At 55.3% G+C, this 23147-nt stretch carries 13 protein-coding genes and 1 tRNA gene; 5 read left to right on the plus strand and 9 right to left on the minus strand.

The window, feature by feature from the left end; translation table 11 throughout:
- The 5 genes from CA85_RS19965 to tuf form a co-directional block, all read right to left on the minus strand.
- Positions 1-2340: an AAA family ATPase gene (locus CA85_RS19965; protein WP_146393118.1), complete on the minus strand. Its 2340-nt coding sequence runs from the start codon at positions 2338-2340 to the stop codon at positions 1-3.
- Positions 2337-3629, minus strand: a complete 1293-nt coding sequence (locus CA85_RS19970; protein WP_146393119.1) for a coiled-coil domain-containing protein — start codon at positions 3627-3629, stop codon at positions 2337-2339. Before CA85_RS19970 ends, CA85_RS19965 begins: the two co-directional genes overlap by 4 nt.
- Before the next feature lie 135 nt (positions 3630-3764).
- Positions 3765-7253, minus strand: a complete 3489-nt coding sequence (locus tag CA85_RS19975; protein WP_146393120.1) for an AAA domain-containing protein — start codon at positions 7251-7253, stop codon at positions 3765-3767.
- 153 nt (positions 7254-7406) lie between these two features.
- Positions 7407-8507: a slipin family protein gene (locus CA85_RS19980; protein WP_146393121.1), complete on the minus strand. Its 1101-nt coding sequence runs from the start codon at positions 8505-8507 to the stop codon at positions 7407-7409.
- A 696-nt stretch (positions 8508-9203) separates the two neighbouring features.
- Complete coding sequence (gene tuf / locus CA85_RS19985; protein WP_146393122.1) at positions 9204-10400, minus strand: elongation factor Tu; 1197 nt, start codon at positions 10398-10400, stop codon at positions 9204-9206.
- A 97-nt stretch (positions 10401-10497) separates the two neighbouring features.
- Here tuf and CA85_RS19990 point away from each other — a divergent pair, with 97 nt between their 5' ends.
- A complete protein-coding gene (locus CA85_RS19990; protein WP_146393123.1) occupies positions 10498-10770 on the plus strand; it encodes a hypothetical protein in 273 nt (90 codons plus the stop codon).
- A 622-nt stretch (positions 10771-11392) separates the two neighbouring features.
- Positions 11393-11473, plus strand: a tRNA-Arg gene (locus tag CA85_RS25110).
- Positions 11474-11718: 245 nt separating this feature from the next.
- On the opposite strand, the gene CA85_RS19995 is transcribed toward CA85_RS25110, so the two are convergent.
- The 3 genes from CA85_RS19995 to CA85_RS20005 all read right to left on the minus strand — a co-directional run bounded on the left by CA85_RS19995 (position 11719) and on the right by CA85_RS20005 (position 14581).
- Positions 11719-12576, minus strand: coding sequence for a hypothetical protein (locus tag CA85_RS19995; RefSeq protein ID WP_146393124.1), 858 nt, complete (start codon positions 12574-12576; stop codon positions 11719-11721).
- A 350-nt stretch (positions 12577-12926) separates the two neighbouring features.
- Complete coding sequence (locus tag CA85_RS20000) at positions 12927-13667, minus strand: alpha-1,2-fucosyltransferase (RefSeq protein ID WP_146393125.1); 741 nt, start codon at positions 13665-13667, stop codon at positions 12927-12929.
- A gap of 116 nt (positions 13668-13783) precedes the next feature.
- The gene (locus CA85_RS20005; protein WP_146393126.1) at positions 13784-14581 is read right to left on the minus strand and encodes a glycosyltransferase family protein; all 798 of its coding nucleotides are present in this window, start codon (positions 14579-14581) and stop codon (positions 13784-13786) included.
- Positions 14582-15222: 641 nt separating this feature from the next.
- On the opposite strand from CA85_RS20005, the gene CA85_RS20010 reads away from it, so the two are divergent.
- Together CA85_RS20010 and CA85_RS20015 are read left to right on the plus strand one after the other, a co-directional pair.
- A complete protein-coding gene (locus tag CA85_RS20010) occupies positions 15223-16440 on the plus strand; it encodes a transposase (protein ID WP_146393127.1) in 1218 nt (405 codons plus the stop codon).
- A gap of 228 nt (positions 16441-16668) precedes the next feature.
- Complete coding sequence (locus CA85_RS20015; RefSeq protein WP_146393128.1) at positions 16669-17709, plus strand: transposase; 1041 nt, start codon at positions 16669-16671, stop codon at positions 17707-17709.
- A 516-nt stretch (positions 17710-18225) separates the two neighbouring features.
- On the opposite strand, the gene CA85_RS25115 is transcribed toward CA85_RS20015, so the two are convergent.
- Positions 18226-18597 (minus strand): hypothetical protein, encoded by a 372-nt coding sequence (locus CA85_RS25115; RefSeq protein WP_186775079.1) that lies wholly within the window; start codon positions 18595-18597, stop codon positions 18226-18228.
- A 46-nt stretch (positions 18598-18643) separates the two neighbouring features.
- Here CA85_RS25115 and CA85_RS25120 point away from each other — a divergent pair.
- Positions 18644-23147 (plus strand): RHS repeat protein (locus CA85_RS25120; RefSeq protein ID WP_186775080.1); only part of this gene is annotated, 4504 nt, incomplete at its 3' end.

Below are 23147 nucleotides of genomic sequence, written 5' to 3' on the forward strand. Positions count from 1 at the left end.
CTACACCTCGCTCCGGTCAATCCCCGACCATTGGAAGTAATCGTCCTGGCTGCACTCGTTGATTTTGTTTTGCAAGACGTCGTCATCGACCTCATTCAAGATCTTGTTGATCGTCGCAATTGCCTTTTGAACATTCGGGTCTTGCGGGTTGAGTCCCATCAACTTAGGAAGAATCTTCTGTTCGATTTGATCCGCGATCACGAAGTCCAATTTCCTGTCGATATCGGGGTAGTTGGCGGCATACTCCAAAATCGAATGCGCCACCCGATAGGCGAACGGACGATTGACCGCATCCATGGCGTGACGCATCTCGCCGACCCAACCAAGCAGTCTCGTTCGCTCGTCGTCTGCTAAACTATCGGCCGACTGACACCAACCTTGCCAAATCTCACGGGTCAACCTCGGACGCGTCTCCATAATGCGACCGTTTCGTTGTGACGCCGGTACCGGAACAATCGAGTTGGGGCTTCCAAATCGCAAGACGTTCGCTCGGTCGATCACCTTGTCCGACAGTGCCTGTGTTGTTTCATCCTCGTTCATCGTCCCGACAAATAGAACGTTCTTGTCAACGAAAAGCTGCATGGGCGGATCGCCACTTCGACGCCCACCGACATCCAAGGGTATCTCGGCGAGCTTGCGATTGGCTGCGTCATGAGATTTGATGCCGCGACGCGTTTCGAGTCGGCTGAGAAACTCACTGAAATAGTATTCGATGCGTGCTAGGTTCATTTCATCGAGAAGAACGAGTAGCATCTGCTTCGGTAAACGACTCTTTTGGTAGTCTTTCGGGGCGTTCCAACCACGTCCCGTCTCTTCGCCGAAGGGATCCATCTGAATCAACGCTCGAGTCAGGTCGGTTGGGCGAAACCGGCGTTCGAGATAATCGTAGAAGCCAAAGAGGTCTTGCGGGCTGTCCCAACGCGGTTGAACGGCGACGTTCAAAAAATTCATTCCGGTGGCTTCGGCATATCGCCGCGGCAGTTCGCTTTTTCCGGTCCCGCTCACCCCGGCGAGTGTCACGAGCGGCGAGCTGTCGGTCGTCTTGAGCGAAGTGTGGAATGCGTACAAGGTGCGATTGTCAAATTTAAGACCAAGCAACCGTAGGCTGCCTGCGAGGTCTTCTAGACATTCCTGTTCACCCCGTCCATCACCCGTCGTCGCTTGATACGCTGGCAACACCGGTTGCCAGATTTCGTTGTCTTCGGGTTTCGTCACACCGTCGTGCGCAGCGACCGAGGAGGAGAGAGTGTCGAACATCGACTGCATGGTTGGAATTTGAGCACTCAGTGCATTCGACTTCGACTCCAGTTTCTCGACTTCGCTTTTGAGCTTGCGTCGTTCGCCTTCGAGATCGGATTGCTGCTTTTTCAGATCGTCCAGTGACTTCGATAGCCGCTTCGCTTCATCCTCCGATTGTGCCTTTTGGCGTTTCAACTCGTCGAGCTTAGATTCGAGTGAATCAGCATCTTGCTTCGCAGCCTTCTTCTGTTGTTCCAGTTGCGCAAGATCCTTGGCAACGGATCTCGCCTTGTCTGCTTGCGTTTCAAGTTCGGCGAGTTGACCTTTGAGTTCGCGTTCTTTGCTGCCAAGCCCATCGAGATTCTCTCGCAGCGTTTTCAATTGGCTGTCGAAGTTCGCTTGTTCTTGATTTCGGTTTGCGATCTCTTTTCCTAAATCGCTGACTTCGCGTTCCAATCCGTCTCGCTCGTGTCGGAGCGCTGCTAACTCGGTTTCCAATCGGTTGCGAAGCTCACTTGCCGCTCGACTCAGCCGATCAGCTTCCTCGGTGGCTTCTTTCTTGGCAGCTTCCAGCTTGACAATATCGTCTCTGAGCCGATTCGCCTTTTCAACTTCGATTTCGAGATTCGCTAGGTCCTTTCTCAGCTCAGCGGCCTTCGCATCAAGCTCATCCACCTGAGACTTGCGGTTAGCAATTTCGCCTTCTAAGCCAGACTTTTGCTCGATTAAGCTTGCGAGCTGTGTTTGGGTGGTCTCCAGTTCGTTTTGAACTCGTGCAACTTCTTTTTTGTCTTCTTCGAGTCGAGCGATCTCTTCTTTCGCATCTTCCATCCATTGTCGCTGGTTCGCTGCGGCTTCGATCGTTTGCTGGGCATCGAACACGTTGTCCTTTAGCTCGCCGTATTCCTCTCGGAGTTCTTCGAGTTGCACCTTTAAGTTGGCCAGGCGTGTTGCATCGGGGAGTCGCTGTTCACGTTCCCAAAACCGCATCGCTTGACGGCGGTGATGACCATACGACAAGAGTGCGACCAATGCACCAATCAACGTAACGGCAAGTGCGAGCGCAACAGAAACAATCGACCAAAAGTTCGGATCGGTCATGGCTGCTCACCGCTTGTCTCTGCCGCTGGCTCGGTAACGGATGGATCGGTACTAGGTGGCTCGGCCACGGACGACTCGATGACGGGGACTTGGATCTGGCTGACCGCCTTGCGGACCTCCGTTGCTTTGGCCGCCATCTCTTGAATCGTTGCAGCGGCCGTTTCTGAGATTTTCGACAACGACTCCGAGGCGTCGGTTGCAGCCGCACTGAGCGTTGTCGTCATTGTTGCCATCTGCTGGGCAAGTTGCTGTTCTCTCTTTCTCAAGTCGGCCAGTTGGGTCTCGGCCGCCTTCACATTGGCCTGAACGTTCGCAAGATCCTGATCGCTCTGATCGCGAGTCGCGTTTTGATCGTCGACTTGTTTCTTGAGTACAGCCAGCGCATTGGTCGCCTTCGCGACGGCGGCGGTTTGGCGTCGCAGTTCTTCGGCGGTCGTCTCCAATTCTTTCGCTGTTTGAGAAGACTTCTCCTGTTGCAACTTAAACTCCGCGACACTGGCAAGTTTCTTTTGCAAGAAGGTATCGAACTGGCTGACACGTGCTTCCATCGCTGCAAGCTCAGCTTCGCTTTTGCTTATAAGCTTCTCTTGCGTTTCGACTTCCGCTTCCGCTTTTGCCGATTCGGCTTCCAATGCTGCCAACGCGGTTTTAATTCGTTTGCCCCGCTCAATCAGTTGGTCATTCAATGACTCAGTCTGCGTCTGCGTTGCTTCGGCTGTCTTGACAGCGAGTAACACGGATTGCTGTTGTTCGGTGACGTCCGCGAGCTTCGTCTTGGCGAGGTCAACTTTATTCTGCAATCCCTCCCTCGCATCTTGTAACGATTGCAGCGTCTTGGCCTGGGAGGTCGTTGTCTCGACTAGCTGGTCACGTTGTTTTTGCAACGAATCAATCGTGCCTTGAAGAAGCGCGGACTGCTCCCGCAATTGATCGACGTTCTGACCAGCTTGCTGCTCGATGCTGTTCCAGGTGTCGATCGCTTCTTGTCGATTCTTGTTCGCCGATTCCCAGGCCGAGACCTTGGCTTGGAAATCCGATTCTTGACCGCCGGCCTCCAGCAGGCCAAGTAGCGACCATGTTTGAAGTGACAAGGCGATGACAGCGCCCGTGCCAATGAGCCATGGCCACAGGTTCGACGGAAGTTCCGGGCGGACGTTATCCGACAAATTCTGGTCAGCCGGCGTCGGCGTTTGCCCAGACGCTGGAGAACTGGACGCCGGATAATTGGCAGGAGGATAGTTCTCCCCAGGGTAACTGGACTGGCTCGGCGGGTCGGGATAGGCGGTCATGAGATAGCGGCGGCGAAATACGTATAAAAACTCCGGTTTTAGCCGTCAATAGCGGCCCAGAGCCGCCATTGTAATTGCCGTCTCATCGAGGGATAGGCTTCGAGCCTGTCATCAGGAACGCCTTGGCTTTGTTTCCTACGCTGCGGAACCGCCCTCGATGGTTTGCCTGATCTTTTCAACGCAGCGGTCCATGTCCTCGCGAAGTTCGTAGACCCAGAACCGAAGGATGGTCCATCCGCCAGCGATCAAGGCTTGGTCTCGGCGAATGTCTTCCGAAACACGGTTGCCGCTTCCGCTGCGATGATAGGTCTCGCCATCGACCTCCACGTCCAGCTTCATCCTTTCGGTAAACAAAGCGAAATCGAGATACCGACCGCTGGCGGGATATTGCTGGTGATACTCGAGACCGGCTTTCGTCATCGCGTCGGCCAACGCAGGTTCCCACACTGGCCCCACTAGGTCGATGCGATATCCAGCGGTGATAGACTTCGATTTCTCCACTGTTTCCCGATCACAAAATTCGGCCAGTGTGCGAATGTGCCGGATGTCGCAGTTTCTGGCCCACGTCGAGTCTCCAAAGACATGAAGCAAATGTTTGGCCCGGCTAACGGCTACGTTAAAGCGGTTGGGGCCGCCCGCAAGAAAACGAGTGGAACCCTCAGTCAATTTTTCACCGCCAACCAAGCTGAACAAAACCGTGTCCCGCTCATCACCCTGAAATCCATCGGCCGTGTCAACCAACAACCGAGACGTGACCACGAAGTCATGTGGGATGGCTTGGTAAATGGCATCGCGAAGCCGATTGGCCTGCTGGCGAAATGGCGTGACTACGCCAAGCGATCCTTGGTAGCCACTCTCTTGCAACCGTTTGACCTCGTCACAGATCTTCAATATCTGCTGGTGGCTGATCGCACCGCCACCCGGCGCAGGCTTGCTATCGTCGGCAACGTCGGTCCATTGAATTCCCTGCTTACCCGTGTCCTCGGTCAAGACGGTCCAAGAACCCTTGTAGAACGTCTCGCTGCAGTACGCAGCGATCGAAGGGTGACACCGGTGGTGCTGACGCAGCGACACTCGCGACCCAACCTTGGGTGAAGTGTTCGCCAAATGGAACATTGATGAAGTTCGGTAGCTGAATCGCTCTAACTCGATGTCATCAACACCGAATTGGCGGCGAAGGTGCCGATCAGTCGCCGATGACAAACTTGTAACGTGCGACAACTGCATCGGGTCGCCAACAATCATCGCCCTCTTGGCTCGAAACATCAACGGAATGACCGAAGCAATATCACACTGCGACGCCTCATCAATCACCAACAGCTCAAAAACGGCGGGCTGCAAGTTGATGTCGCGGCGGATTGAAAGATTGGTGGTGGCGGCCAACGGAAAATGTTTCAAGAACACAGGAAATGCTTTTCGCATCGCCTCGGACCAGCGTCGATGATCGGCTTCGGTATCGAGACCGCTGCGATTTTCAATCGTTGCCAAGATGTTCGCGAGTAGACTTCGTTCTTCGTCGGTGATCTCTGATCCGCTTTGCCGAGCGAGTTCCAAGAACGATTCAGCCGACAGCTTAGCAACCTCGCAAGCGGCTTCGTACTCGCGACGACACGCTTCATCTGTTGCGGGCAATTGATCGAGCTGATCACGCAAGTCCTGAACCAGGCAAGCCGCCGAACTCGCGTCCGCGATGGGCTTCCAAAACTGAAGGACTTGGCGGGCAAATAAAACGGCCTCCGGCGTGATGTCTCGACTCATGCCGGGAAGCTTGCCCGATTTGTCAAACACCCGTTTCATTTCGCCATCGATGGATGCAGCCGTTATTAAGCCACTTTGCAAACGTTTCTTTTTCAGGAAACGGTGCCAAAGCCACCGAATCGACCACCGAAACGGTTCTGGGTCGAGAAGCCGTTTGATCGCAGTTTCGATTCTAGTTGTGTCCGGCAACTCGGTATGGCCAAGGATAGCAGTGTCGCGGTGCGGAGCCGGTACCTGTTGAATTGCCTCATCGAGGTCAAAGGATCGCTTGCGAAGTGTCTCACGCAATTCTCCGACTTGCGAAACGACTTCAGACGCCTCGGCGTGAACGAGAATACGTCTCGCGAGCGCATCGCGGACGTTATCGAGGTGGTCACGGTCGCCAGTCAGATCGCTCGAAACAAGTTGCCCAATGGCTGCTTGCATTGACGTGTCGGCGGGCGCGCCCCAAGGCCGGGCGAGCCGAAGCATGATCGGCCACGGTTCGGTGATCGCGTTGACGCGCGGAACCACCGCTTCGAGTGCTTGGTGATTCCGACTTGCCACCAACGCACTTCGATTTAGTAACGCTTGCTGTGCAAGCACAGCCGCAACGACACGAGATTTCCCCGTGCCCGGCGGCCCCACCACGATCGAAAGATCATGCACCGCTGCCGCACAAGACGCGACCATTTGTTCGTGATTGAGTTTCAGTACTTGAGCACCAACAACTTCGGGCGAATGATTGGAATGATTCTCCTGTTCGCCGTTGGATTGTTTTGGGCTGGCCGGCTGATGTGGAAAGAAATGCCTCAATGCACTCTGGTCAAGCTGGTCGTCCGGAGTCTCGTTGGCAAGCTTCAAAAGTTCACGATACAGACCGCCCGTGAACTTCCATTTCTTCGGAATAATCAACCCTGCTCGGTTGTAGATGCCGTCCTTCTGCAAGCTCGCCAAACTCGGTGAAGATGAGATTCTGTTTGGATCAAGTGTTTCAACCTGCCAGTCTGGATAAAAATGATTTAGCAGCCTCGCGCACTCACTCCACGTCGTCGAGTTGATACCATCATCGCTTGCCGAGTCGACACCACACAATTCCAAGAAGGTGCGTCGCTCGTCGACGTTCTTGAGCCTTCGTTCCAGCCAGCCCTCATTGATTCGCACAGGACCGACTGATTCCAGTTCGAGGTCTGTGCCACGAAGCTGTGTTCGACACGGAAGCACAAAGACTGGCGAAACGAAATCAACGTCCTTCTCCTCTTGCGTATTTCGCCAGCGGTACCTTTGCAACGGATACCCGACAAAGACGTAATCGTCTTCAGTTACCTTCCGAACCCACTTATGCCACGACTCCCGAGTTCGGATCTGCAACTGCGATGCATTGGGCAAAGCTCCATCCATGCACACAATCGTTTCAAATTCATCCGCCGCAGTGGCCGTGATCGACGACCGCTGATCCAAGCGAACGCATTCAGCGTAATAATCGCAAAGACGCCGAAACGTCGACCAACGCGATCCAGTTCGATTGATGCGGCGGGAATCGCGGTTTGCTGCATTCCTCTCAGGTTGATCCCGCTGATCAGCACGTCGTGGGACGTCTATTGAGGTGGTTGGTTGCCGGGCAACTTCGGGCAAGCTCGCAGGAATGGTTGGACTGACGGCGGCCGTCACGTTGCCACCCAGAACCGCACGCGAATTGGCGGCCAACCACTTGCCACCTCGGAATGTGACTTGGCCTTTTACCTGGAGGTCCAACAGGCATTGATTGACTTCACTCGGCCGAACTCTTAGTGACCTCGCCAGTTCCCTCGCCGTCATTCCAACAGAACGCCCGCTCAATCGTCGCAGAACTTGCTGCCCGTCTACCGATGAGTTTTCGTTCGTCACTTTGCGTGGCTGTTCCCCGTAAGATCATGTCATTTTCATTAATTCTACCGCAGACCCAGCAGACTTGGCAGCATAGGTTTGACTCACCAGCGAAAAACGCCCGCAGTGGATTGCTCCGCTGCGGGCGTTTGGAATTTCAACATCGTGTTGCGACTACAGCAAGTTCACGACGCGGTCGGCGAGGCCTTTCTCGCCGAGCACGATGTTCATGTTGCCGGCTAAAGCGATCTTTTCGAGTACTTCCAACTCTCGGAGTCGCATCAGCGTTGGGTTGTCGGCCAATAGCTTTGCCGTATTGGCTTGGCTACGCATGGCCGCCGTTTCTTCGCGACGTGAGATCAAGTTGGCTTCGGCCGCTTTCTTAGCTTCGGTCACCTTGTTCATCAGGTCCTTCATGTCGCCTGGTAGGATCACATCGCGGATACCCACCGACGCGACTTCCAGACCCAACGATGATGCTCGGTCGCGGATGCTTGCTTCGAGTTCCTCAACCAAATCATCCTTGCCGGCCAAGAATGCATCCAAATCCCGAGCACCAATCGCACCTCGCAACGCCAACTGCGTTTCGCGGTACAACGATTGACGCACATCGGTCGATGCGCTGATGGCGCGACGAGCGTCCTTCACCACATAGGTGATGATGGCGTTCATTCGCAGCGTCACCTTGTCGGCCGTCATGATTTCCTGACCACTGACATCGACTTGTGATTCTCGCAAGTCGAGTTCAACGACACGAGCGTCGGCAGCGTCCTTCCAGAACGCGTACAGACCGGGTGCCAACTCGTCGGCAAAACGTCCGTCCAGGAACAGAACGCCGACATGATCACGCTGGACCTTGCAGACGTCCAAGAACCGAACGGCATCGCTGCCGCGAACGATCGACGCAAGGTCCTTGTGTTGCAAACGAGCGTCCTCGATCGTCACGACTTCGACTCGCACATCGCGGACGCCGATCCAGTAGGCGTATAGCCCAGGACCGAGCACGCGACTGAATCGACCGTCGATCCACACGAGTGCCCGCTGGTCGTCCTTCAAGTCGACGACTTCCGCCTTGCCGGCAAGAACACCCGACTTCACGATCACGTCGAGCTGTTCGCTGTCGATCCAAGGATCACGCTTGCTGGCCACGTCTACGCGGACCTTGCCGAATCGTGTGAACATAAAGTGCTTTCCAGGAGCGACCAATCCCACGAACTCACCATCGCGGAACTTCAGACCGACTTCGTAGCTGCGAATGTGAATCTTCTTGAACATGATGAAGTCGAACTCCTACCTAAGACAGCGAGCATGATTGCCGGCTCGCTCGCGGCGTTTTGTATAGTTTTGATTGCGAGAAGGAGGCCTTTGGGCAGACGATTGTTCGCCCGAATCACACAAAACGTTCGCGGAAGTTCACTCAGGCCATTCGGTCGTGAACGGCGTCAGCTGAATCGGACCGTACGACACCGCGTCATCCAAAGATAACGCAGAGCTCGCAACGATCGTTTTCAGCATGTTCTGTTCACGCCCCGACAGTCCGTCTGTGAACCTGCAAGGCGACGTTCGATGTTGCCGACGACAGCGGTTGAGCATTCACTCGCCCATCGTCACCGGCCGATTCAGCGAGGCAACCGAATGCCCGCCAGCTTCAATTGGGACACTCTCGTGTCCAGAGCCTCGGTGATTAGCCAAGGCGGCTTTGCGTGACGGGAGTCGAACCCGTGACCGTCAGAGTTGCAATCTGATGCTCTACCCACTTCGACCGATGTTCGTTTTAGAACCCGTCCACGGAACACGGAGCATCAAACGCCCGAAAGCGTGAAAGCCCGCGCCGCCGGAACCCCACCAGTCGATCGCAAGTATGGAGACCATCCATAGCCACCAAGGGTTCGCGATACGCCACGATTGATTCTCGAACAAGAAAACGCCCGCGGAAGATTGCTCCACCGCGGGCATTTTGCGTTTGATTAGCTAGGCGACGACTTTCGTGACGACACCCGATCCGACGGTTTTGCCGCCTTCTCGAATGGCGAAGTGGTCGCCGTCGCTGATGGCGATCGGTTGCTTCAAGGCGATGCTCAAGCGAACGCCGTCACCGGGCATCGCCATCTGCACGCCGTCCATCACCGATGCACTGCCGGTCACGTTCGTGGTTCGGAAGAAAAACTGAGGTGCATAGCCGTCAAAGAACGGCGTGTGGCGGCCTCCTTCTTCTTTCTTCAACACGTAGACTTCCGCCTCGAAGTTTCGATGCGGAGTCACGCTGCCGGCTTTCGCCAAGACTTGTCCCTTCGCAATCGCCGTGTGCGTGGTCTTGCGAAGCAACACGCCGACGTTGTCACCGGCATTGCCAGCTTCCAACATGTCGCCGAACGATTCGACTTGCGTGATCACGTCACTTCCGATCTCACTAGACAAACCAACGATCTCAATCCGGTCACCTGCTCGCACAACGCCTTGCTCGATCTTGCCCGTCACGACCGTGCCGCGGCCGGCGATCGAGTAGACGTTCTCAATCGGCATCAAGAACGGCTTGTCGATCAATCGCAACGGATCGGGAATCGAACTGTCGAGTGTATCAAGCAGTTGCTCGATGCACGCGATCGTTTCGGGGTTGGTGGGATCGTCATGAGCTTGCTTCGCGGATCCGCGAATGAGGGGAACCTCGTCGCCGGGGTATCCGTACTCGCTGAGCAGTTCACGCAAGTCCATTTCGACCAAGTCCAGCAATTCAGCGTCCTCGACCAGGTCGCACTTGTTCATGAACACGACCAAGTGCGGTACGCCAACCTGACGAGCCAACAGCAAGTGTTCGCGAGTTTGCGGCATCGGACCATCGGCAGCCGACACCAACAACACCGCGCCGTCCATCTGGGCGGCACCAGTGATCATGTTCTTGATGTAGTCGGCATGACCGGGACAGTCGATGTGGGCGTATCGACGGCCGGCGGTTTCGTACTTCACGTGCGAGGCGATCACGGTAACGGTCTTGTTCTTGTCGCGAACAATGCCCCCCTTGGCGATCGACTCGTAAGACTTGTACTTAGCCAGACCCTTTTCGGCTTGAACACGCAGGATCGCGGACGTTAGTGTCGTCTTGCCGTGGTCGATGTGACCGATCGTGCCAACGTTGACCGATGTCTTTTGCGTCATTTCGTTTTGAAACATAGCTCGCAAACTCCTTTTTCAAAGGAAGCGTTTCGCACCGATCGCCAGCGGTGGAGGTGAGCAGCCTCCATCGCCTTTTCGCTCGCATGAGCGCCAAATGACCGGGAACGAAGAAACAGTAAAATGCCATCAATCGAAAACCAATCATCCACAAAAAAAAGCCCGCCAAGTATTTCACCGGGCGGGCTTTGTGGATCGTTTCGGAATCAACCTTCACTCACGACACACCATCCCCGCCTCGCCCTCGAAGGACGAGTCGATTGTTGAAGCTGTGAATGAAGTGAAAGTGGTCATCTTGTTTTCCAGAATTGACGGACTGGTGCAAAGACACTTTGCTGCCGGCGAGGTTCGCTTGATTCGATCGTTCTAGTCCGACGTTGAACCACTATCGGAACTGACCGGATAGATAACGGGATCGGGCAGCTTCTCGGAATAGTGCTCACCGGGGTGGCCTGGCGAGAGATTGTCGGGGGCGGAGTAGCCAGGCGGAACGTAGATACGGATGGTCCGGCAGCAGCCGCCGCCAAACGTGAATCGAGGGATAGGCTTCGATAACGGGCGGCTTTTCGCGGACCGGCGGCCACGGGAAATCCTCGGGCCACCCTTCGGGACGTGAGCCGAGATCATCACTCGATCCGCCGTCGTCGGTCGGACTGCCTTCGGGAATGTTCGGTAACTCAGGATCGCCACGTCGTATCGGCTTACACCGAGATCACAGTGAGAATGATGGTCGCCCGGCTACAAAAACTGTTTACTAAGATGCAGGTTCAGCACTCTACTGGACCGGGCTTTTCTACGCTCAAACCGCCACAAATGCGGGATCGAGTCCTTCGCCTGTGAGCCACGAAATGGGCTCAAACAAACTCTACACGATGGAAATAATGGGTTCCCATCAAAGGCATATCGGAAGCCACTCTCGTAACTCGTTACCTTGCAATGGTTTGCGGAATTCACTTTGAAAGTTGAATTCAAGTTAGTGGTGTCTTCGACTAACACGGATTCAATCTTTGAAAGAATTTGGAAAGGTTTCGGTCCTCGGAACCGAGGGCTACAGGTTCGAATCCTGTCGTGTACTCCTTCTGACTCATGACATGCTCCGTCATGAGTCGCCAAGTCCTGACTATTTAAGGACTCATGAACGTAGCGAAGCAGGCCAATACCAGCATCCTTTTGGTGGCTTCATTTCGGTATCCGACTCCAATGCTCCGCGAACGAAGCCGCTGCCGATGAATCCGGCGCCGCCGGTAACAAGACTCGTTTTCATTCGTTCTTCAGTAGTGGATCTTACTGGCTGCTCTTGATGGTGCTCCTTTAGCTTTTATCCAGTCGGTTTTTCTGCATCGTCACAATGTCGCCGCGTCGACTGTAAACTCGTTGATGGTGAAACCTGCTGGATCATCCGCCCCTGACTGTCATAGCTGTATGTCCATAAGTCGTAGTGGGGCCCACTCGCACCCGCTCCAGACGCCGGAATTGTGTGATAATTCCGCATTGAGGAGACGAGACAACCATCTGTATACTGCCAGCTGGTCCAACGGGTGAACGAGGCCTGTGAGAATGTATCGGTCGGCTGCAAGCGACCCGAGGTTGATCCGCGAGGCACTTGGATCTGTTCCAGAATATTCCCGCGTGCGTCCCGCTGCTGGATGTTGACCGGGTTGATCAGCGTGTAGGCGTAAGCGGGGCCGATTCCGGTGGCGTAGCCGCTGGCGGTCCAGGTCGCGTGCTCGGCATCTTTGTAAATGGTCCAGTCGGCGCGGCGCACTACAGTGGCCACGCCTCCGATGTCGATGGTGTGAACAGGGCCTAGTTGCTGGGTGGTTCGTCCCCGAGAGTCGATCTCGTAATCGAAGATCAAGTGCTTGCCACCACGGTTCGGCGTGCTCCAGCCCGACGGCACGCCAGAGAGCAATGAGGTGTTCGCATCATCGATTTGCTGAAGAATCGTCCCGAACACCTCGTCGTAAATCATGAGTGTGATGAGGCCGCAGACGTCGATCGCCCACGTGACGTTTCGCTTTTCGTCGTGAATCTGCTGTTGAAAATCTGTCTTCGCAGCGACGTTGACTACTCGACTCGAAGTTAGAGAACTGCTCGATGGCGACGAACCCGCTGGGCGGCCGCCCGAAGAAGCGTTGGAGTGCGCAGAATTACCAGTGCCAGCGTTGTCACGCATAGATTGCTTCCTTCCGTCACGTGGAAAAGTTGTGAATGAGCACCATTGTTGCGCCACGAGGAGGCAACGTCAACCGATAAGACGCGAGCAGGGTCGTACCCAGTCCACGAAAGGCGTGAAAGATCAGCGGTGGAATTCGAGCTTGATAGCTTGGTCGGTAGCCCAACGTAAACGAGCGCGGTCGCCGTATCTCACGCTTTCAACCGGGGGCTATACCATTTTAAAATTCAATTTCGTGATAACGATTCAGCCAACCCCGATCAGCAACATCCGCTTCGCTGGAAACGAGAGTGAGGTGAGCGTTCAACCGGTGGCCGATCACCCCAATTGAGACAGGTAGCATTCGTAGATCACGTTGAAAACATAGTCCATCGCAATGGCCAGTAGTCCGTCTCGTCCTCTTCGCATGCATCGCTAAAGTTGCGGAGCGGACGGATGACTCGAGACCCACTTTGTTCACCGAGCCACGCTTGCCACCATGAGAAGGTGGAATTGCTGATGATGAAATCGTCACAACTGGCACCGAGACAAAGTTGTTCGATCGCTGTGAGGCCATCGGCAAAAACGAATCCGAGTCCATCAAATGCGTGGCGGCAATAATCGAGATCGTCACTGGTTGCGAATACCTCGACGTCATGGTCCAGTGACGACAATGCCTCGAGGTAATAGTCCTTGCCGAGCTGAAAATATTTCCAGTTATTGACGAAATCACCGCGACGCACTGAAAGCAGTACTCGTCTTCTACGCGATCTTTCAACTCTCGCCGACAATGCACGAGAGAGATCGTCAGTGAAACGAAACTGACGCTTCACCAAATCAGTGTTAAAATACTTTTCTGACTGAAAATACCCAATCAAGTCCCAGTTTCCTTGAGCAACAGGGAGAACGTGGTGCGAGAACTGCCTCTCCACGTAGGTCTTTGCATTCGTGACCGACCCAACTGGAAATGCGGCGGAAAAGTACTGCGCGTATGGCCACTCCGGGAACACAACGTCTTGACCGACCGCCGCGCCCACCGAAAGGACCGAAGCTATCTGAAATAATTGATTTCCCAACCTTCCGTGTTGGCCAAGTCGCGAGAAAGTGATCATTTAATCGTGCTTCGGGACTGGATAGAGAACGGCAATTCAGAGAGCGATGCACACTGCATTTGCTCGCATTGCGGACCGCTTGCAGCCTTGGTTGATGAATGGAGCGTCTGCAGCGACTACGGAATTTCACGAGCCGAAGACTTTGTGGTTAATTCTTCAATCACGAAATGATACTCCTCTGCCCTCCATTGACCGTCCTCATCATCGTGGAATAGTGTCTCCACCGGCCAAGCATCCCAGACAAGGCTCAGGACGTTTTCCTTGGACCACTCGTAACGCCCTCGGTCGCCGTGGGACGCTTGCATTTTGCCATCTGGGTACAGAAAGAGCTTTCCCTCCCAGTCTTTGTGCAAGACAGCAAATGCTCTTGCCTCTCGGTCTGTTGCCTGCTTTGCTTCGTAGGCCATGAAATCGGATTGCGGTGGGTAGAGATAATTCTCGTGCCGACACCGTTCTGGATGCCACTGGTGATAGAAGCCGCATCCTTCTTCACGACGAACATTTGCAATTCTGCTTATCTGTTCGTGAAAAATGTCATCCTCGCCGCCCCAGCTTTGGAACTCAGGTATTCCCCCGGACGCATTGAAAAGCTGTTTCGACAGAAATACATTGCCGAAGCTCGCATCCTCAAGACCAAGCAGCGCACCGCTAATGCTCAGGTAGCGGAAAATAGGAAAGTAAGCTGAGTTCTGATCGATGGACTCGATTCCAGTACGAATTAGCTGAGGTGTCACAAGCATGTCAGCGTCGAGAAGCAGTAAGCGATCACTGGACGCTCGCGCTGCGGCGACGTTGAGTCCATGGCCGCGTGAAAAACACTCCTCCAAACAAAAATGGTTCAGTTTCAAGCCGTCTGCCGCGTCAGCAATCCATTGCGAAAGTGGCCAGTCGTCAGAAGTAAAATCCGCGATCACTAGCTCAACCGTCAATCGGTTTGGCGAGTCCGGTCCGAGCTGCACTGATTCAGGCCAGGTCTTCTCAAGCTCTTGGACGGCTTCGGCAATTGCCGCTACGCACGTTGGGAACAGCTCTAGAGCGTGACCCTGATGGACGATCCGAGAGCGATTTTTGACGCTGATACAGATTGATAGCGCAGGGCGGTTCGCGTGAACCGATGTTCTCGCAGATGACTTCGTCAATCTTGTAACACACTCAGCGTGCGTTGTGATGAGAGACTCGGTGGCCTGGCGAAGGCACGGATCGACGATGGAGATGGGCCGGATGTCAAATTCCCCAGGTGCCAAATCGAGTGATTTCTTACCTCCATTGATGGACAGCAATTCCCGGCGAGTCGGGAATTGCCCTGATTTCCGGGATGATGATTTGCTAGCATGTCGCGATCAATTGGGTGGGTCCAGCAACCTCCTGGCGATCCACCGTTGACTGGTGGCATAATAGGCTTTTCGCCTATTGATGATTGAGCAGATCTGTGACCAACCATTCGAATCTTCCACGTCAAAAACGATACCTCAACGCGGATTATCTGGTCCAGACTTTGAGACGACGCTTTGAGGACGTGGCCGATTCCAGACGCCAAAAATCAACCGACTTTACGATGGTTGATACTCTCATGGCCGCCTTCGCGATGTTCTCGCTCAAAGAGCCTTCCTTACTCAGCTTTGAAGAGCGAGAGGACGAACAGGCCATCGATCGGCTGTTCGGACTCAGTTCGATCCCATCGGATTCCACCATGCGTGAGATCCTCGATGGTATCGATATTGAACCACTCAACGAAGCATTTGCAGATATCTTTAACGAGTTGCAGCGATCAGGGGAGTTAAAAAAATGGGTGTTTGATCGTGGGCATTATCTGGTCGCGATCGATGGGACAGGCTATTTCTGTTCAACCAAAATCAGTTGCCCACAGTGCCTCGAGAAACGATCTTCCAAGGGCACCGTTGAGTATCATCATCAAGCCGTTGCTGCCGTTTTGACTCATCCTGATACCGGCGAAGTGATTCCTTTGGCCATCGAGGCAATCGTCAAACAAGATGGAGAAACGAAGAACGATTGCGAGCGGAATGCAACGAAACGCTTACTCAAACGATTGCGTGCCCTTCACCCCAAGCTCAAGATCATTGTCGTTGAAGACGGGTTGGCAAGCAATGCACCACACATCGCCGACCTACAAGCAGTCAATATGCGTTTTCTTCTCGGTGCCAAACCGGGAGATCATGTGCATCTTTTTGATCAAGTGATTGAGGCGGGCGATCATGACGAAGGCGATTGGGTGGAGACCTCGATCGTGACACCAAAGAAAGTCATCAAATGTGAAACACAGCTTATTCGTAATCTGGAACTCAATAAATCCAGCGGTGATCTTCGTATCAATTTCCTTCAACACCACGAGTTCGATTCGGACAGCGGCGAGATCAGCAAACGCTTTAGTTGGGTAACCGACATGGACATCGAGTGTTCGGAGATCGTTCTGTATCAGCGAGGGGGGCGATCGCGTTGGCGGATCGAGAATGAAACCTTCAACACGCTGAAGAACCAGGGTTACCACTATGACCATAATTATGGGCACGGGAAAAAGAATCTATCAACGGTGCTGATGCTGTTGATGTTCCTAGCATTCTTAGTCGATCAAATCCAGCAGGCTTGTTGTCCGCTGTTTCGAGCGGTGCTGGCGAAGCTGAAGACTCGTCGCAAGTTATGGGATCACCTGCGTAGTCATGTGCGTCACTTTTGTTTCGAGTCGTTCTCGGAGCTTTGGGCAACGGTCTTGAGCGGGACGGGTAAGAACCGTCCGCCGCCACGCCGTTACGCATAGGACCTCGCTGTTGCTGTGAATTTCGGCCCGATTTCAAGATCGCTTGGCTGAATGTACGCTCGCCCCAACCGCACAAACTCATCTTGTGGTGCCGATAGGAGCTACAATGGGTAGGCAGCTAGTCGATTCTTGCGATCGACAAGTTCAAAAAGGGATTGTCCACGGTCCAAAGCATTCGATCGCCAGCTTGCTCGAAACCAAAGCTAGAAAAGTACGGCTCGCCGGGAATTGCTGGACGGAACACAGGTCGAAACTTCGGGCGAACGAAAGCAGGGCATCGGTATCAACTACAAAGGCCAGTGGGGTTACCATCCGTTGGTGGTGACATTAGCCAACACGCGTGAGCCACTGTTTATCGCCAACCGCAGCGGCAACCGCCCCAGCCACGAGAACTCTGCGTTCTACTTTGATTTGGCCGTCCAGCGTTGCCGCGACGCAGGCTTCCGCAAGGTCGTGCTGCGAGGTGACACCGACTTTGCATTGACCGAAAACTTCGATCGCTGGGATGCTGACAACGTCGAGTTTGTCTTTGGTATCGACGCGATGCCCAAATTGGTCGAAATTGCTGAAAACCTTGACTCTTCGGCGTGGAAGGCGATGAAACGAAGGCGTAGCCAGAAGCCGGCGGTGGAGAAACCCCGGGCTCGGCGGCCTCGATTTAAAGAACAGATCGTCGTCAGGAATGGCTACCTCAACAAGAAACTTGCCAGCGAACGAATCGCTGAGTTCGACTATCAACCGGGCAAGTGCAACCGGACCTACCGCGTGGTGGTGCTTCATAAAGAAGTGCATTTGACTCGCGGGCAGATGCGGCTGTTCGATAAGGAGCAGCCGGTCTACTTTTTCTACATCACTAACGCGACGAAGAAATTGAAAACGCCGCGTCAGGTGGTCGTCGACGCCAACGCACGGTGCAATCAAGAGAACAACATCGCCCAACTGAAGCAGTGTTGCCTGAACGCACCGCTGAGCGATTTGACAAGTAACTGGGCCTATATGGTGATCGCATCATTGGCCTGGAACTTGAAAGTTTGGTCGGGTCTGCTGATCAAGCCCAGCGGGACGGAGCAAGAACGTGCCGAGCAAGCGGCGACAAAATCGCGTGTGATCGGGATGGACTTCCGAACTTTCCGCGACCGCATCTTGATGGTCCCTGCTCAAATCATCCGCCGCAGTCGGACCTTGGTGTACCGCTTGCTGAGCTACCGGCCATCCGTTGATGTCCTACTGCTAATTGATTCCAACATCCGACGTCCGCTTCGTTGCTGACGGGCGTGACCTCAACGAAGTCAGTGTCTGGATGCACTGATACCGCCGTCAACGCCTAGCCCAAGAAAGCCCCTCGCCGATGAGCAACCAACCTACAAGAATTTCACTGCCAGCATCGCTGGCGTGGTGGATACTGCGCGCCAAGAAAATCCGCCGCCAACGGCAAATCTTAAATCAAGCTTCGCTTGATTAAGGGCTAGCGTGTGTGTGTGCAGTGCTCAAGTAAACTGGCAAACTCTCATAGAGCCTCGTGTAGGGGCATGTTTGCGAGGTCGCACTGGACGATGCATACATTTTGAAATGAACGCATTTTTCGCCGATCCTCATGCACAGAATAGACGGTGCATCACGGTGTCATCGCCCCGGCTCAGTCAAGGTTCTGCACACTATTTTTTCTAAGAAATTCATCGTCTCCTATTTTCAGCGGTTGACATTGCCCCGTCATGTCCCAACACTGGCAGCTTGAAAATCAGTTTCACCTGAACGCATGAGGCGACCAATGTCATCGAGCAGCAGTTATTGGAGCTCCAGCAGTAGTTCACCGGGAGTCTCTTCGTCCAGTAGCTCAGCCAGTTCGAGCAGTTCCTCTTCGAGCGGACTTTCGTCGAGTAGTTCCTCGGGTGGCTCTCCAAGTTCATCTTCGTCCAGCGGCTCGCTCAGTTCCTCTTCATCGGGCTCGCACTCAAGCTCTTCTTCGGGTGGCGCCTCGTCGAGCAGTTCATGGCCGTCGAGTTCATCATCCAGTCCCTGGCAAGGCCCGGGACCCTTACCCGATCCGGGGCCGCCCGACGAGCCCTGTGATCTCCCTCCGAGTGACTCGATGACATCGTCCGGCGGCGGGGCGAGTATGGCACGATCGGCAGGTAGTGGTTCTGACGATGCTGGCACGTGTCCGCTACCGCCAGAGAACCCGTGTTCAACAGACGTTGATGGCGTGCCGAACCAGAGCGGTGCACCGGTGCGCTACTTCAACGGCGAATTGCAACTGGCTGTCACGGATCTGCAGGCGTTTGGAGCCGGTGGCCCTTGGGCACAGCGACGCCAGTACAGCAATCAACTCCAGGGTCAGAACGAAGTGGGACTGGGCTATAATTGGATCGTCGAAGCGTGGCCCTACCTACTGAAGGGACCAGACGGGACGATCGCGTTTGTTCGCAGTACCCGCAATGCGATGTGGTTCGACCGCGTCGAATCCGGTGGTGACGTCTCGTTCGTAGCACGCTACGGCGGTAAATCCACACTGACGCACGACTGCGATTCGCGTCGATACGTCCTCACGCAGCCCTCCGGTGAGATTTGGTTCTTCAAAGACTTTGGTGACGAACCCTGCGGCTCAACATCATCCTCGAGCGCTTCGGGTGCCCAGCCGCTGCCAGGTCAGTTGACCAGCATGATCGACGTATCAGGACAGCAGACCGATGTGGTTGCCTACTCTGCCTCGGGTCGGATCCAGACGATTCAGCGTGAAACGGTTGTGGGCAGCGACACTACCACGACTCAATTTGAATATGAATTCAACGGCATGGGGCTCACCACCTCGGTGACCTACCGCCGCCAAGTCAACACGGACGGCTGGGGCAACATCCGCCGCGTGACGTACGAATACTACGATGGCTCGAACAGCTTCGGCTCTTCGGGTGACCTGATGCGTGTGCGTATTCAGGTGCCTTCGGGGGCCACCTGGGTCAATGTCAAGCAGAGCTACTATCGCTACTACAAAACGGGTGACCCAAAAGGTTTTCAGCATGGCTTGCGATATGTCGTCGAGCCCGATGGTTACGAAGACCTGCTGGCTGATTCGCTCGATCCTACCACGGTCAGCAACGGAGTGCTCCTGCAGTACGCAAAGTACTGCTTTGAGTATGACGCTCAGCACCGAGTGACGAAAGAGATTGTTGATCGGGGATCGCTCACATACACCTTTGCTTATGAGCAGAGCCTGAATGCCGATGGTTACAACAGTTGGAGCCGCAAGACCACCGAGACGCGTCCGGGAGGTTCCGTCAATACGGTTTACACCAACTTCATCGGACAGGGCCTGCTCAGTGAGCTCACCTCTGGGGCCGATCAGTGGCTGCGTGCCAACGCGTATGATGACGCGGGGCGACTCCTGCAAGTGGCATTGCCCTCCGCCGTGATTAGTTTTGATGAGGGTGAAGCAGACCTCGGGATCACGCTGCGATCCACAGAGGGGCTGATCAAGCTGCGTAGTTACTACTCGACCACGGGAAGCGGTGCAGTTGAAGGTTACCTGGAGTCGACATCACTGAAGCAGGGCAGCGGCGGCACACCAGTACTCCAAAGCGAATTGGAATACACCCAACGAACCGGTGGCGGGGCGACGATCTATCCGATCGCCAAGCAGACTCGGTACCGTGACGATGCCGGGGCCGAACCACTTGAAACGACGTACGCCTATGAGTGGTACACCGACACGGTCCAAGTCAAGCAGCGAACGGTCACGCTGCCAGTAGTGACAACAGCCCAGAACGGTCCCAATACCGCGACCACTCAAAAGCAGTTTTATGACGAACGGGGTAACCTGACGTGGTCGATGGACGCCCGCGGATTCATCACGCGAATGTTCTACGACCAAGTGCTCGGGGCAATGCTACAGCGCATCAATGATGCCGACACATCGGTGCTTTCCGGTGTACCTTCTGGTTGGAGCACACCGAGCGGCGGTGGCAAGCACTTGATCTTTGATTACGAGATAGATTCACGGGGACGCACGACCCAGCAACTGGGCCCTGTCCACACGATCGACTTCGGCGGCACAGCCACTGCGGTGCGACGTGCCCACTGGACCGTGTACAAAGATGCCGAGCACGCGACCTGGACCGCCAGCGGCTACGCCACTGGAACCGGCCCTGCTTACACCTTCACGCTGATCAACCCGGTCAACATCCAGCAACGGGATGCACGCGGGAATATTCTGGAGCAGATTCAAGTGCCGCGTGGATCGACATCAGGTCGCTTGCAGCCCACCGATACGTTCTCGCAAGCCTCATTTACTAGCTGGACCACTTGGCAGTACACGGATTGCTGCTTGGTCTCGTCGACACGCGTCTATCACACCATCCCGGCCTCTGGCGAAGGAACCAGTGGGACCAACTACGACCAGACAACCTACGGCTACGACAGCCAGAAGCGGCAGAACCTGCAGATTTCGCCCGGCGGCACCATTAGCCAACGTGTTCACGACGTTCGCGACAACGTCATCGCGATCTTTGTGGGCACCAATGACACTGGGTCCACCGAGTCCGACCCAACCGGCGGCGGTGCCTCGGGCAACAATATGGTGCAGGTCAGCGGCTCTGTCTTCGACAACGGCAATGACGGGGGCGATAACAACCTGACCAGTCAGATCGCGTACGTCGATGGCGTCAACACCCGCACCACCGCGTTCACCTATGACTGGCGCAACCGCCGCGTGGACACCAACGGGGAACTCGATGCCTTTGGTCGGGTTACCTATGACAACCTGAACCGGGTGATCCAGTCCGACCGCTACGATACTTCCGCCAGCGGTAATCTGGTCTCTCGAAGTATGACCAAGTACGACAACCTGGGACGGGTTTACCAGTCCACCGGCTATGCAGTCGATCCCAACACGGGCACGGTCGGCAACCCGATCACCAGCAATAGCTGGTTCGATGCGGTCGGCAACCCGGTCAAATCGATGCCGGGAGGTTCGAGCCGCTTTACCAAACAGGTCTTCGACAGCACGGGCTGGATGGTCCACTCGTACACCGGTTATGGCAACGACACGACCTATGCCGACGCCTTGAACGTCACCGGCGACGTGATCCTCTCGCAAACGGACATGGCTTATGACGATGCGGGAAACTCGATCCAAGCCTCCAGGCGGCAGCGATACCACAATGCGTCGGCCGCCCAGACCGGTGAGTTGGGCTCTCCCTCGGCGACGCCGAATGCACGCGTTCAGTACTCAGCGAGCTATCCGGACGCCGTGGGCCGCATGATCGCCTCGGCTGAGTATGGAACCAACGGTGGCACCGCCCTGACTCGTTCGGCCACGATTCCCGCCAGCAGCGATACGACCCTCGTCTCTCGGCAAGTCTACGATAACGCGGGTCGACTGCGCGACAATATCGACCCTGCCGGCAAGATCTCGCGGACCATTTACGATGCGGCCAGTCGCCAGAGCGAAACGATCGATAACGTCGTCGATCCACCCGCCAGCTCGAGCACCGGCACCGCCTGCACGGCCTCGGACGATCAGAACCAAACCGTGCGGTTCACGTACACACTCGATGGTGATCTCAAAACACTCACCGCCGTCAACGCCTCGACCGGCAATCAGGTGACGCAGTACATCTACGGCACCACACTGTCAGACAGCGCGATCGCGTCGAGCATGCTGCTGCGTCGTGAGGTATACCCAGATTCGACGGGCACGTCCGATAGCGTCAGCTACACGTATAACCGCCAGTCGCAACGGACCAGCCTCACAGATCAAAACGGTTCGACCCGCCAGTATGACTTCGATGCCCTCGGTCGTCAGACGCAAGACCGGGTGACGACCTTAGGTGCAGGCGTCGACGGAACGATCCGCCGAGTGGAGCAAACCTACGACGTTCGCGGCAACGTCTCGGCGGTGACCTGTTATAATAACTCGTCGGTCGGCAGCGGATCGATCGAGAATCAAATCACCCGGCAGTTCGATGGGTTCGGACAAGTGACCAAGACGTTCCAGTCGCACAGCGGCGCGGTCAACCCCGCCTCGACACCCAGCGTGGGACGGTCGTACACCGATGGCAGCGGGAACGTGCTGCGCCCCACCGCCACGCTCTATCCCAACGGGCGAGAAGTCACGCTCGACTACGGCAGCAGTGGCTCGATCACCGATAAACTGAACCAGGTGTCCAGCCTAGTCGATGATGATTCCACCGTCTTGGCTGCCTACGAATACCTGGGACTCAGCACGTTCGTCCAACAGGACAGCACACAGGCCGATCTACGTTACACGCTGATCTCGCCAACCCTCTCGACCGACCCCGACACTGGCGACATCTACAGCGGTCTGGATCGCTTCGGTCGGGTGAAGGACGTTCGCTGGCGAGATGTCTCGGCAGGCACCGATCTATCCCGGATCGAGTACGGCTACGACCGGGCCAGTAACCGCACGTGGCGAGAAAACCCGTCGGATCCCAATCGAGAGCACGACTGGCTGTATCAGTATGACGGACTCAACCGCCTGCAGTCCGCTCAACGTGGCCAGCTCAATGGCACGCACACCGCGCTCACTTCGCTCGACGCCGCCCAATGCTGGACGCTCGACCCGACGGGTAATTGGAAAGAGTTCCGGCAGGATAAGAACGGTGACGGGACTTGGGATTTCAATCAGACGCGCACTGCGAACGAAGTCAACGAGATCACGGACATCAGCAACACGCCGAGCGACATCTGGGCGA

This window comes from Allorhodopirellula solitaria (assembly GCF_007859855.1).
Classification (GTDB): domain Bacteria; phylum Planctomycetota; class Planctomycetia; order Pirellulales; family Pirellulaceae; genus Rhodopirellula; species Rhodopirellula solitaria.